The organism is Aquirufa avitistagni (assembly GCF_042715545.1).
In the GTDB taxonomy this organism is placed as follows: Bacteria; Bacteroidota; Bacteroidia; order Cytophagales; family Spirosomataceae; genus Aquirufa; species Aquirufa avitistagni.
The window spans coordinates 175,861-188,835 of sequence record NZ_JBBKXZ010000003.1; the positions used below are offsets into that span (position 1 = coordinate 175,861).

A 12,975-nucleotide genomic window follows, 5' to 3' on the forward strand; every position below is an offset into this window, starting at 1 on the left:
TGACATTAAAAATAAATTGCTGGATAAGATGAAGGATCCACTTCACGCATCATTTCGTAAACTGTATCCACCACATTCTCCACATTTGGTTTAGAGAAATAGTCGCCATCAGAACTGTAGGCCGGACGATGCGGCATAGCTGCCATACAACGCGCCGGACTATCTAGCCAAGAAAATGCGCCCTGCTTATCCAATACTTCTTGCATCATATAGGCCGACGTTCCGCCTGGCATATCTTCATCGGCAAAAAGCACGCGATGAGTCTTCTGAATCGACGTCAAAATATGATGATACCGATCAAAAGGCAACAAGGTTTGCACATCAATCACCTCAACCGAAATCCCCATATCAGCTAAACTCGATGCAGCTTCCATGACTATCCTGCACATAGAACCATACGTCACAATCGTCAAATCATTCCCCTCACGTAAAATTTCAGGCACCCCTAACTCAACTTGAATCTCCAAAAGGTTAGTTGGCATCGGTTCTTTCAACCGATATCCATTCAAACATTCAACCACAACGCCGGGATCGTCTCCGGCCAACAAAGTTCGGTACATACCCGCAGCTTGTGTCATGTCGCGCGGTACACAAAAATGAACTCCACGCAATCCATTAATTAACACGGCCATCGGGCTACCCGAATGCCAAATACCCTCCAAACGATGCCCACGCGTGCGCAAGATCATAGGAGCTTTTTGCCCACCCGCCGTACGGTAATGTAAACATGCCCAATCATCCGATAATATCGGGAATGGATAAAAGATATAATCTAAATACTGAATCTCTACAATCGGTCGCAAGCCGCGCATCGAAGCACCAATACCCTGACCCACAATACTAACTTCCCGAATCCCGGTATCCGTCACCTTTAAAGGCCCAAAAACGTCTTGCAAACCTGCTAGGGTTTGATTGACATCACCAATTTTGCCAACGTCCTCTCCGAGTATAAATACACGCGGATCCGTCAAAAACTGAGCGAAACTCTTATTTAAAATTTCTCGTCCGTCGACTAAGACAGGATCTTTATCATACTCCGCGCGAATACCTTTGATGTGCATCGGACTTTGCGCCGACTCAGACATTTGGTGCGAACTAAACCGACGATGATTTTTCGATTCTAATTCATGTAGCCAGTGACGCAACAACTTGACAGCAGGTCCTTGGAAAAACCGAAATGCCCGTAGCGTTTTACGCCCTGCACGGACCAAATCGCTAAAAATAGGATATGGCAACTGATTTAATTCCTCCAAAATAGGCTCAATTAAACCCGGTTCATTGGTGGAATCATATAGGTTTTTAGCAATCCGTAGAAAGCCTTTTTTATCAATTTCAATCGAGGCCATGTAGGCCGCAAAAGCTTCTTTCTGAAATCTGCGAGCTTCTTTAATTGCCTCCGCGTCGATTTCAGCTAAGGTTGACTCATCCGAAATACCTGATTCAAGAATCCATTTCCGAAAGCCTAAGTTACAATCAGCGTCCTGCTCAAATTGCAAGCGTTCAGCTGATTTATATCGCTCATGAGAACCAGAGGCGGAATGACCTTGCGGCTGCGTGCATTCAATCACATGTACCAAACATGGGACATATTCCTCGCGTGCTAAACGAGCGGCTTGTTGATAGGCAGAAATCAAACCTGGATAGTCCCAAGCCTTTACTTGAAAAATCTCCAATCCTTTCTCCGTATCTGTTCGTTGGTACCCCGCAAGGGCTTTGGAAATAGATGACTTTGTTGTCTGAAACTCAATCGGAACGGAAATCCCATATCCATCATCCCAGACAGAAAAAACAATCGGAATTTGCAGTACACCTGCAGCATTAATACACTCCAAGAACATACCTTCCGAAGTGGAGGCATCTCCAATCGTCGTAAAACAAACTTCCCGTCCTCCTTTTGAAAATAATTCACTATGAGGCTCTAAATCAGGCAGTTCCCTATACATTTTCGATGCATACGCCACCCCTAAAGCCCGTGGAATCTGTGCTGCCGTAGATGAAATTCCGGCAACAGTATTGAATGTTTCTGTTTGATTAAGCCATTCGCCTTGCGCATCTAACCACCGCGTTGCATGGTGATTATTCATTTGTCGGCCGCCAGAATGCGGGTCAAAATGAACATCTGGATGTCCATATAATTGGGCAAAATATTGAGGCCAAGTAAGGTCTCCAATAGCTACACCAATCGTCTGATCGCGGTAATACCCTGAAATATAATCGCCTTTTTGCATGGCATTGGCCAAGGCAATTTGACACAATTCCTTGCCATCACCGTAAATGCCAAATTTCGCACGACCCGAAAATACTTCCTTTCGAACAAGCAAACTACATGCCCGACTAATCGCAGCAAGTCGATAATTATCCATTACCTGATTCGGATCGAACGTAATCCCAGGTGTAGAAAATGAATAGCTATGAGTCAAAGACAAGAGAATTTAGGAATGTAACGTGTAAAAATACAACAAAATACTTGTCGGCCAAATACGTTCCATTTCAAACTTTTTGAAAAACTCAAGCAATTCTTTTGCCGAATCTCGCCATTGTTATAGATTTGTCACTCATCTAAGTAAACACATCAATTAACCATGAAGAAATTTTTAGGAATTCTCGCACTTATTTTAGGCTTCGCTTTTCAATCGAATGCGCAAGGATCAATCAAATTTAAGGCTGAAAAACACGATTTCGGTAAAATTAAAGAAGGAACTCAAGCTTCTTACAGCTTTGAATTTACCAATACAGGAAAAGCTCCTGTCGTTATTTCAAATGTTCAACCTTCATGTGGTTGCACTACGCCAGAATGGTCAAGAGAACCAATCATGCCAGGAAAAACAGGTAAAGTTACTGCATTATACAACTCTGCTGGAAGACCTGGAAACTTCAATAAGACCATTACAGTGGTCAACAACGGAGAAGTATCTCAAATTATTTTAACGATACAAGGTTCAGTTGTTCCCAAGTAAGCTTTACAAATCAAAAAAGGGTCGACAAGTAATTTGTCGACCCTTTTTTTTGTCTTAATCTCGATTGAGCAAGGCTTTATTTTTCAAACCATTAATCCAAGAGGCAATCTTAAGTACATCTGCGGCTGGCACATGACTCATTGGAGCCATCTCGGTCGCGTATTCTGGCCAATTTTGTGGATTAGGCTTGTACACAAGAGCTAAAATTTGTTTGTCGGTATAATTACGTTTAGCAATGTCCACATAGGATGGACCTACTACCCTACTTTCCTTCGCATGACATGCTAGGCAGGTATGCTTCTTTAACAAAGCCATTGCCTCCGCATCAGAAATGATCGATTTGCTTTTTGATTTGGGTGCAACAACGGGTGTTACTTTTTCCACTTTGTCTGCCTGCATCCGATTTCCCTCTGATACCATCAATCGCGCGCCGGAAGGAATTTGATTCAACGTATAATAAGCCGTTTCGTGCAGCAAAGGGTCGCCAGATTCATTGCGAATACCTTCCAACTTGAATTCGTGAATGTAATATTGACGTAATCCATCAATCACCAATCGTACGCTCCGCTTATCTGTAGAAACATCTATGGCAGAAATTTTTAAATCTTTCAATTCAATAATTGGACTTCCATATTGATGTTGGTACTTATAGATATAAGACCTTAACGCATAAGATGCAGCTTTTTTAACTGAATTAACATCCACAGCTTGAGTGAAACTCAACTCAAATCCGTCGGGCTTCGCACGAATATTTTCAATTTCAAAGGGCATTTCACCATTCCAGAAAAGGCGCTGCAAACCAAAATCAGCCTTACCGGTAGATCCCCATCCACGTGAAGTCATCCCAACAAACATCGAACCGTCTAAGCCAAAACGCTCACGTAAAATTCCCGATTGAAATCCTTCCCGGTAATTGATGCAAAATCCCTGGTAAACACCATTCACTTTCTCTAATCCCATCCGCATGACTTTAGATTGACCTTGATCGGCCACAAAATACTGCCCTGGGAATGGACTGAATTTGCCTTTCGTTGAGTCTTGCAAAATATCGGCTGTACTAATTCCCATGATAGCATGTGGAAACCATACAGCAGGCAATTTCAAGTTTTTGACTTTGGCTGCCGCTTCATACATCGGCGCACCATTATCTTGAATTTCCTCTAAGGTTAACTTAAATGGACTGTTGGGTTCCTTCGCCCATTTCAATCCACCTGGATTGCCTGCAAAATCCCCCTTCGCTAAGTGCGTTACGCGTCCCGATCCTACCCAATCCCCCTGATTTTCTCCATAAAAAATATCTCCTTCATCATTGATTGAATATCCTGCTGGAGAGCGTAAGCCCGCTGAATGTGGCTCCATGGTTCCATCTGGCTTAATTTTCAAAAGCCAGCCGCGCCATTTGGCAAACTTACCTTCTCCAAAACCGACCCAGGCAAGATTTAACGTCACTAACATGTCCCCGTTTTTGTCAAATACAGGACCATACGTATATTCATGATAGTTCCCAGATAACTCAAATTGATATACCGGAACGTACGAATCAGCTACGCCATCGCGATCGGTATCGGTAATTTTTGTCAGCTCTCCGCGTTGCGAACAATAGAAGGAACCATCTTTATAGGCTAATCCGAGTACTTCGTGCAGTCCGCTGGCAAATCGTTTGTAATGCACTTGGTGGTTTTCTTTTTGATAAGGATTTTCGATAATCCAAATTTCTCCACGACGCGTACTTACTGCCAAACGCCCGTCCGGCATGGTCGCTATACCACCAATTTCTAGATAAATATCTTTCGGAATTGGTAGCGTCTTGATTTCATAATAATCCTGCTCAGTTTTTGCGGATTTTTTCTGTGCCCATGCCCCCATCGGAAGCAGTAAACACATAACGAATAAACTAGTTAAATATCTCATCTTATTACGATTACCAAATGATCTGATAGGTTAAATTTGTACCCTGAATGGCTTGTCGGCCCACCGAAACATCAACTCCACCACCAGTCGTTTGGACAAAATAGGATTGATCTTTTAGGCCCACTAAACTTGCGTTCACAGCGGCGATTTGTTTCGGGGATGCAATGACAAAATCAAGCGCTGATTGCATGGAACTTGCAGACTTGAATGTAATCTTTCGCGTTAACCCAATGTTGTTTGCTGCAGGAACAATGCGATCTTCCAATTGCATTTTAGCGGCCACCCAATCATACATGAAGACCGGTCGGCCTTGCTCCAAACGATACCCCTTATATACCAAATCGGATGCATTTAGCGAATCTGGTTGGGCTTGATGATCAAGTGTCAGTGGGAAACGGCCATCTAATACAACGGTTACACCTAGTGGTTCTGCTGTTTGAGGCTCACCGCGGTCATGCCACATTTGTGTTGCATCTAAGAAAGGACCACGCCATACTTGAAGGATTGCTCCTTGTTTGAGGTCATAGGAATAATGTAATCCAGAAGGATCACCGACATGAATAACATGCGTTTTTTTCTTCCCAAGATGGAAAGCAAAAGAGCGTTGCAATACAGGCTCTGCGTTCGCTTTGACTTCCACCAGACCTACAGCCTCCGGATCGATCATGGATTTACGATCATGTAAAACTACCGGGTGAGACCCGATTCGTTTCACAATTAAACCTAAGGCTTGTGGGCCCCACGGAAAATCCTTGATATGAATCAACTCCAGCTGATGTTTTCCAGCAGTCAAAAATGTAGATTGAGAAACCTTTTCAGAGTACCAATGTGCCCCTTGATTTAATTCCTTCCCATCGATTTTCAATACGCCACCACCAGTCCAATGCGTTTGAAAATCGTAGTTATCTGCTTCTGGAATGGTTAATTCGGCTTGATAGCGAATTAAATAATCATTCTTGGCTGTGATTACTTTAGCCGTTAATTTGGGAATAGTACCAGTCAAAACAGGGCTTGCTTGTCCAATAATCGGTTCCGTAAACTTTCCGGTGTAATAGCTGTATTTTACTTCGCCGAGGCTGGCAGAAGGTTTATCATAGGTTTCGTAGCGAATGTTTCGGAAAGCAACTGGACCATGATCACCTTGAATGCGTATCGGACCAAAAGCTGCCTCAGCATCGAAAAGGGCTCCGCGCGTCATACCGGAAACTTCAATATTTTCATGGATTAAAATTCCATTCAGGATAACTTTTTTGAACCGCGCGTTTTGAATTTTCCTTCCGGATGCATCAAAACGTGGTGCTTGAAAATCAATTTCAATGGTTTGCCAGGTTCCAGGAGCTTTACATGCATTTTGCAAGGGAGCGTACCCTTCATATCCTTGGTTTCCTTTACCGCGGCCCTCATCCCATCGCTCATATATTCCGCCACAATCACCGAAATTCAATTTGGTTTTACCCCATGAATCGTATAATTGAACCTCATAACGACCTTGCAAATAAATCCCGGAATTCGCCCCTTTGGGTAGCATGAAATCCATAATCAACCGCATGTCGCCATGGTTCAGTTGAAATGTTAAGTCATCTGTCCGCTGGTACTTTCCGTGCCGTAACGTGTTTAACAAAACCCCTTTACCTGTAGCAACTTGAAAGCTGGTGTCCGTGTAAGTAGCTCGGATAGCACCTTCAATGGACCAATTGCTACTGGGTAGAGCAAATGCTTGAAGATCCGTGAGAGGAATAGACTGCTGAGCGAAACTGGTCCACGAAAGCAGCAGAAGCAAAATTATTTTCCGCATGAATGAATGATTAAATAGGTTCTATGAAAACAAATCTAATAAAATAACTGAACAATTTCATCGGCACAAACAGGATAGTCGTAGCAAAAAACAACACGGTATCTTTCAAAATTTGTTAATTTGGTTTTTTAGTCATGAAACGATATGAGCAAAAGGAAATTGACATCACGGTCCATCCTAATTCACCTTTTATTTTGGGCCTGTTTATTAGCATTGCCGATTATCTTGGGACCAAGCTCCCAGTCAACAGATCCTGTTGAGATGAAACGCCACTTTCAGTGGAACTTATTTTTCTTTGTTTTCGGGTTAGCAAACATTCCCATTTTCTACATCAATACCGAGGTATTAATCCCCAAAGTGCTCAAGAAATATAACGTCTTGTTGTATTTAGGATTTTTGATTTTGGGCTTTTTCGCCATGGTTTGGTTAAATGATATCATTTTTGACTTGCTTTTCCCGGAACGCGAAGTAGGTCCTCGCCGAGGCGGCGGCGGCATGAAACGCTTCACTTATTTACGTATCATTTTCCAGTATTTATTCATCATCGCCATTGGAATTAGTTACCGTTTTCTTTCGGATAACTTACACGAACAAGAAGCCAAAAAAGAGGAGGAAAACGAACGTCTAAAATCAGAACTTTCATTCCTACGATCACAAATAAGTCCACATTTCATGTTCAATGTGTTGAATAGCATTGTTTCTCTTTCACGAAGAAAGCCAGAAAATGTAGAGCCTGTCGTGATTAAGTTATCCGAATTAATGCGCTACATGATTTATGAAACAAGTGACTCCAAGGTGGCAATTAGTAAAGAGAGTAACTATTTAGAATCTTATATTGATTTGCAAAAGATTCGGTTTGGGACAGACATTCAAATTAACTATACCTCCAATTCGTCAAATCCTTCTGGAACTATCGAGCCCATGCTACTGATTCCGTTTGTCGAAAATGCATTCAAACATGGGGTGGGTATGGTGAAAAATCCAACGATCTCGATCCAGCTAATTGACACACCGGAAAAATTAACGTTTGAAGTAATCAATCAAGTAAGTAATCAGGTGGTGGAGCATAAAGATGAAAGTTCGGGAATTGGGCTAACCAATGTGCGGCGCAGGCTAGAGTTATTGTATCCTGAGACGCATGCATTGGACATTGTGGAAGAGAATGGAACATATCGGGTAGCGTTAACGATTAAACACGTATAAACCATGGAAGAGGTTCAAGAGCAATTTAGTGAGTTACCCACAACACTTTTGCGATGCATCGCGATTGATGATGAGAGCTTGGCATTAGATTTGGTGGAAGACAATATTGCCAAAGTTCCTTTTTTGAAATTGGAGGCACGCTGTCGAAATGCGTTTGAGGCTATTGAGTATTTACAGAATAATCAGGTCGACTTAATTTTCTTAGACATCCAAATGCCGGGGTTAACCGGTGTTCAATTTTTGGAAGGATTAACGCATAAACCTATGGTTATTTTCGTCACTGCGTATCAGCAATATGCGGTGGAGGGATTTAATCTAGACGTCATTGATTATGTGTTGAAACCTATTTCGTTTGAAAGATTTTTGAAGGCATCTCACAAAGCGCTGGATCACTTTAAAAGTAAATTAGCGCTACAGGGGCAGGTGTCAACGGCTGAAACGAAAGTAGAATATATTTTCATTCATGCGGATTATGCGTTAATGAAAATAATGCTGGATGACATCTTGTACATTGAGGGCTTAAAAGACTACATCAAAATACATGTAAGGACTCAAAAATTCCCGGTGGTTTGTCGGATGACGATGAAGTTGATTGCAGAAAAACTTCCCGCAGACGCTTTTTTACGAATTCACAAATCCTTTATTGTTTCACTTAAGAAAATCGAATCTATTCGGAATCAGAAAGTGAAAATTGGCGAAAATCACATCCCGTTGAGCGACAGTTATTCGGAACAATTCTACCAAACGATTGGGTATCAAAAAACGTAAAGAAATACGTAACTTTGGATCTTTGGTGAAATCAAATTATGTCCATATTAAAAAAACTTGCTGGAGAGACGCTGTCCTATGGTTTCAGTACAATTCTGGGGCGTTCGTTAAATTTCCTACTTGTTTTTGTTCACACTTGGGCATTCCTTCCCGCTGAACTTGGAATTAATGTAAAGTTGTATGGATACATGGCTATCGCCAATATTCTATACACATATGGCATGGAAACGGCTTATTTTCGTTTTGCCAAAGAAGCACCTGAGAAATATTACCAACTGATCTTAACGGCCATCATAGCAACTTCCGGTGCATTTACGCTGGGATTGTTTTTTTTCGCGGAACCGATTATGGTGTCGCTTGGGTATCCGGGAAAAGGCATTTTTTTATATTGGCTCGCTTTAATCCTGGCGATTGATGCCATCACGGCGATCCCATTTGCCAAACTTCGACTTGAGCAAAAAATCAAAAAATTTGTGACGGCGAAGATTGTGTCAATCCTCGTGAATGTAGGGCTAAACCTATTGTTTCTTTTGATTTTAAAACCCATTCATTCGGGTGATTTAGGGCAAACGTTACCCGCATTTTTGAAAGCGTTGTATGTGCCGGAAATTGGTGCAGGCTATATATTTTTAGCCAATTTGATTGCCAACGCAAGTCTATTTTATTGGCTTAAAGATGAGTTTAAAGCCTATCGTTGGCGCTGGGATTGGGAAGCATTTAAAGGTCTTTGGATCTACTCATATCCGATCATGTTCATGAGTTTGGCAGCGATGTTCAACCTCATGTTTGATCGATTGTTACTCGAGGAATTTTTACCCGAAGGATTTTATCCAGGTAAAACCTCGCAGGATGCCTTGGGAATTTATGGGAATTGTTACAAGCTCTCTGTGTTTATGAGTTTGGCGATTCAGGCTTTTAAATACTCAGCCGAACCATTTTTTCTAGGCAAGAAATCCGAAAGTAATAGCCAATCAAATTTAGCGTTAGTGACGCATTGGTTTGTTGTCGTATGTACCCTATTGTGGGTAGGCGTTTCCGTTAATCTGTTTTGGATTAAGACCTTATTTTTACGTCAATCAATCTACTGGGAAGGTATCGGAATCGTACCCATTTTGTTACTGGCTAATTTGTTCCTGGGCGTATATTATACGCAGTCGGTGTGGTTCAAGCAAACCAACAAAACATATATTGGCACCATCATTACCCTCGTAGGTTTAGGTGTAACCTTACTGGGAAACATCTTATTTATACCCGTTTATGGCTATATGGCATGTGCCTACTCCTTCTTGGCTTCTAGCATGGTGATGACGGTATTAAGTTTTATTGGGGGGCAGAAATATGCTCCGGCACCTTACAGATGGAAAAGTGATCTAGGTTACTTAGCTTTAGGTGGATTTTGCATTTACGTAGGAGGGTTAGACTGGATGTCAGTACCACTAATCACTGCGAATCTGGGCCTAATCATTGTTATTGTGTTTATTGGGCTATATGAATTTAATTGGCGATCAGGTAAACCTCAGCTGAAGTTGTAAGATGAAACAGGAATTACGCACTCAATATTTGACCTTAAAGCTGAAGATCGGCCAAATGCTTGCGCGCTTAAATGAAACGGAGGCAACGATAAAGCAACTAAGCACTGAATTGGAGACCTCCAAAATAGAGTTGGCCGAAAAATCGAGATTATTAGCTGAAGTGACTGCCAAAGCAAAAGAATATGAGAAAAGCTTTAAAAAATCAGATAAAATTGGTAAACTTGTAGTTAGTACAGACAACACAGAGGCCTCGAAAGCTGAACTGAAGAAAAAGTTAGATAGTTATATAGTAATTATAGATCATTGTATTGAGCAATTACGCAAACCATGAGTGAAAAACTACCTTGCAACCTATTATTGGGGATACAAAATGTCTCTCTACGGGTAAGTGAACAGGAAGAATCATGCGTGCGAAACGCGGCAGTATTAGTGAACCGCTTAGTTAAATTTTACGAGAAAGAGACAAACAGCACAGATCCAAATAAAGTTATGGCCCTTGTGGCATTGGATTTAGCTATGTGTGGTATAAAATTTGATTCGGAACGCAAAGATTTGCATCACAATGTTCATTCGGAAAATAATCAGTTAATCGAACTGGTATCCGAGTTTACCTTATAAAATCCTTATTCTTTTGGTCAGTCTACTGAGCGCCAATGTTTAAACACACATTCGTTCTATGACTATATTATCGCTAATTATCCCCTTGTTATCACTTGCAGGTGGGCTATTTGCCGGAAAAGTGTTCTTTTCCAAAGTGAACAAAAACCTGGAAGCTGATGCGCAAAGCAAGGCGGATGAAATAATGAAAAATGCGGCTTTTGCGGCTGAAAACCTAAAGAAAGACCGCATGCTCGAAGCAAAGGAAAACTTCTTACGCTTACGTGGAGAATTTGAAGAGGAAACGCAAGCAAAGAAGGGAATTCTCCTAGAGAACGAACAAAAACTACGCGAAAAAGAGCGGACCTTAGCTCAACAACAGGAGCAACAGCGAATCGCTGATCAAGAGTTGCAATCGCAAAAACAAAGCATTCAATCCAAAGAAGAAAACTACCGTAAAAAATTCGAAGAGGTAGAAAAAGTTCGCGCTGAAGCAGAAGCCATGCTTGCGAATCAAATCAACCAATTGGAGAAAATTGCAAATCTTTCGGCAGATGAGGCGCGCCAACAACTGATCGATGCATTGAAAGCGGAAGCTGAATCAAAGGCAAGTTCCATCGTGAAACAAGCGATTGAAGAAGCGAAATTGACCGCAACGAAAGAGGCTAAAAAAGTGGTGATTGAAACCATCCAACGGACTGCGGCTGAAAATGCAATTGAAAACTGTGTATCTGTTTTCAACATTGAATCAGACGATATCAAAGGAAAAATTATTGGACGTGAAGGACGTAACATTCGTGCGCTAGAAGCGGCTACTGGCGTTGAATTCATCGTAGATGATACCCCCGAGGCAATTATCATTTCAGGATTTGATCCTGTGCGCCGTGAAATTGCACGCCTTTCCTTGCACCGCTTGGTACAAGACGGACGTATTCACCCAGCACGTATTGAGGAAGTAGTCAATAAGACTAAGAAGAATATCGATGACGAGATTATCGAAATCGGCGAAAAAACAGTGATCGATTTAGGTATTCATGGATTACATCCGGAATTAATCAAAATGATTGGTCGCATGCGCTTCCGTTCTTCTTATGGCCAAAACCTTTTGCAACACTCACGCGAAGTGGCCAAACTTTGTGCCACCATGGCTGCTGAATTGGGACTTAATGCGAAGCTTGCGAAGCGTGCAGGATTACTGCATGACATTGGTAAAGTATGGCATGAAGAACCAGAACTTCCGCATGCTTTATTGGGTATGGAATTAGCCCAAAAATATAAGGAACATCCTGAAGTTTGTAATGCCATCGGTGCTCACCACGATGAGTGCGAAATGACTTCCATGATTTCACCGATTATCCAAGTTTGTGATGCCATCTCAGGCTCTCGCCCAGGTGCGCGCCGCGAAATGATGGAATCGTACATGAAACGTCTTCGTGATTTGGAAGCACTAGCAACATCATTCCAAGGTGTTCAAAAATGTTATGCGATACAAGCAGGTCGTGAACTCCGTATTTTAGTAGATGCGGAACATGTAAGTGATGAAAAAGCATCGAATTTATCATTTGATATTTCGCAAAAAATCGAAAAAGAAATGCAGTATCCTGGCCAAATCAAAGTAACAGTAATCCGTGAAATGAGAGCCGTGAATTTTGCCAAATAAGTTTCTTGATACTTTGTTGAACGGTTAATCACCTTCGACATTTTTACTTATTTTTGCTAACGCTGCCGGGGTCTTCAACCCCGGCAGCGTTTACTGTTTTTATGGTTTTAATTACTCCTTCAACGACGCAACATTGGCAGGCATATTATGCCCTGAGATTCTCTGTTCTAAGAGAACCATGGAATCAGCCACACGGATCTGAGGTTTTAGCCGATGAAGCATCCGCCATTCACGTCATGGCTATCGATGAATCCGAGAAAGTGCTCGGCGTGGCACGCATGCACGAATCAGCCATAAGTCAAGGACAGGTTAGATGCGTGGCGGTGGCAACGGGCCAACAAGGCAAAGGGATTGGAAAACTGATTATGCGTTACTTGGAAAAGGTAGCGATGGAAAAAGGATGGGAAGAGATAGTACTTGAAGCGCGCGAAAACGCCGTGCCATTCTATGAAAGCCTGGGGTATTCAATTACAGAAAAATCGTACCTGTTATTTGGCGAGATCCAGCATTACCGCATGCAAAAAGCGCTACCCCTTTCGGAATAGCGCTTCA

General features: G+C 42.0%; 11 protein-coding genes. 8 read left to right on the top strand and 3 right to left on the bottom strand.

Annotated features, from left to right (window positions below; all coding sequences use genetic code 11):
* Window positions 1-5: 5 nt before the first annotated feature.
* Entirely contained in the window at window positions 6-2,420 is a 2,415-nt protein-coding gene (locus tag U0R10_RS09185; RefSeq protein WP_377983672.1) for an alpha-ketoacid dehydrogenase subunit alpha/beta, read from the bottom strand.
* Between the two features lie 162 nt (window positions 2,421-2,582).
* Between U0R10_RS09185 and U0R10_RS09190 the strand changes: the two genes are divergently transcribed.
* Window positions 2,583-2,957, top strand: a complete 375-nt coding sequence (locus U0R10_RS09190; protein ID WP_377983673.1) for a DUF1573 domain-containing protein — start codon at window positions 2,583-2,585, stop codon at window positions 2,955-2,957.
* Window positions 2,958-3,011: 54 nt separating this feature from the next.
* Here the strand turns inward: U0R10_RS09190 and U0R10_RS09195 are convergent, their stop codons facing one another.
* Complete coding sequence (locus tag U0R10_RS09195; RefSeq protein ID WP_377983674.1) at window positions 3,012-4,868, bottom strand: hypothetical protein; 1,857 nt, start codon at window positions 4,866-4,868, stop codon at window positions 3,012-3,014.
* Window positions 4,869-4,878: 10 nt separating this feature from the next.
* Entirely contained in the window at window positions 4,879-6,663 is a 1,785-nt protein-coding gene (locus U0R10_RS09200; RefSeq protein ID WP_377983675.1) for a 3-keto-alpha-glucoside-1,2-lyase-like domain-containing protein, read from the bottom strand.
* Window positions 6,664-6,807: 144 nt separating this feature from the next.
* Here U0R10_RS09200 and U0R10_RS09205 point away from each other — a divergent pair, with 144 nt between their 5' ends.
* The 7 genes from U0R10_RS09205 (at window position 6,808) to U0R10_RS09235 (ending at window position 12,968) form a co-directional block, all read left to right on the top strand.
* Window positions 6,808-7,866 carry a sensor histidine kinase gene (locus U0R10_RS09205; protein WP_377983676.1) on the top strand — a complete coding sequence of 353 codons (1,059 nt, stop codon included), beginning with the start codon at window positions 6,808-6,810 and terminating at the stop codon, window positions 7,864-7,866.
* 3 nt (window positions 7,867-7,869) lie between these two features.
* The gene (locus tag U0R10_RS09210; RefSeq protein ID WP_377983677.1) at window positions 7,870-8,634 is read left to right on the top strand and encodes a LytR/AlgR family response regulator transcription factor; all 765 of its coding nucleotides are present in this window, start codon (window positions 7,870-7,872) and stop codon (window positions 8,632-8,634) included.
* Between the two features lie 38 nt (window positions 8,635-8,672).
* Window positions 8,673-10,166 carry a lipopolysaccharide biosynthesis protein gene (locus U0R10_RS09215; protein WP_377983678.1) on the top strand — a complete coding sequence of 498 codons (1,494 nt, stop codon included), beginning with the start codon at window positions 8,673-8,675 and terminating at the stop codon, window positions 10,164-10,166.
* Window position 10,167: 1 nt separating this feature from the next.
* The gene (locus U0R10_RS09220) at window positions 10,168-10,497 is read left to right on the top strand and encodes a hypothetical protein (RefSeq protein ID WP_377983679.1); all 330 of its coding nucleotides are present in this window, start codon (window positions 10,168-10,170) and stop codon (window positions 10,495-10,497) included.
* Window positions 10,494-10,784 (top strand): cell division protein ZapA, encoded by a 291-nt coding sequence (locus U0R10_RS09225; RefSeq protein WP_377983680.1) that lies wholly within the window; start codon window positions 10,494-10,496, stop codon window positions 10,782-10,784. The genes U0R10_RS09220 and U0R10_RS09225 overlap by 4 nt, the downstream gene beginning before the upstream one ends.
* Before the next feature lie 58 nt (window positions 10,785-10,842).
* Window positions 10,843-12,423, top strand: coding sequence for a ribonuclease Y (gene rny / locus U0R10_RS09230; protein ID WP_377983681.1), 1,581 nt, complete (start codon window positions 10,843-10,845; stop codon window positions 12,421-12,423).
* Between the two features lie 101 nt (window positions 12,424-12,524).
* Window positions 12,525-12,968 (top strand): GNAT family N-acetyltransferase, encoded by a 444-nt coding sequence (locus tag U0R10_RS09235; protein WP_377983682.1) that lies wholly within the window; start codon window positions 12,525-12,527, stop codon window positions 12,966-12,968.
* The last annotated feature ends 7 nt before the right edge of the window (window positions 12,969-12,975 follow it).

Bases quoted from the DNA above. Each gene is read 5' to 3' on its own strand.
- U0R10_RS09210 (WP_377983677.1), top strand. From the start codon at position 7,870: ATGGAAGAGGTTCAAGAGCAATTTAGTGAGTTACCCACAACACTTTTG.
- U0R10_RS09205 (WP_377983676.1), top strand. From the start codon at position 6,808: ATGAGCAAAAGGAAATTGACATCACGGTCCATCCTAATTCACCTTTTA.
- U0R10_RS09195 (WP_377983674.1), bottom strand. From the start codon at position 4,868: ATGAGATATTTAACTAGTTTATTCGTTATGTGTTTACTGCTTCCGATG.
- U0R10_RS09225 (WP_377983680.1), top strand. From the start codon at position 10,494: ATGAGTGAAAAACTACCTTGCAACCTATTATTGGGGATACAAAATGTC.
- U0R10_RS09235 (WP_377983682.1), top strand. From the start codon at position 12,525: ATGGTTTTAATTACTCCTTCAACGACGCAACATTGGCAGGCATATTAT.
- rny (WP_377983681.1), top strand. From the start codon at position 10,843: ATGACTATATTATCGCTAATTATCCCCTTGTTATCACTTGCAGGTGGG.
- U0R10_RS09190 (WP_377983673.1), top strand. From the start codon at position 2,583: ATGAAGAAATTTTTAGGAATTCTCGCACTTATTTTAGGCTTCGCTTTT.
- U0R10_RS09200 (WP_377983675.1), bottom strand. From the start codon at position 6,663: ATGCGGAAAATAATTTTGCTTCTGCTGCTTTCGTGGACCAGTTTCGCT.
- U0R10_RS09215 (WP_377983678.1), top strand. From the start codon at position 8,673: ATGTCCATATTAAAAAAACTTGCTGGAGAGACGCTGTCCTATGGTTTC.
- U0R10_RS09220 (WP_377983679.1), top strand. From the start codon at position 10,168: ATGAAACAGGAATTACGCACTCAATATTTGACCTTAAAGCTGAAGATC.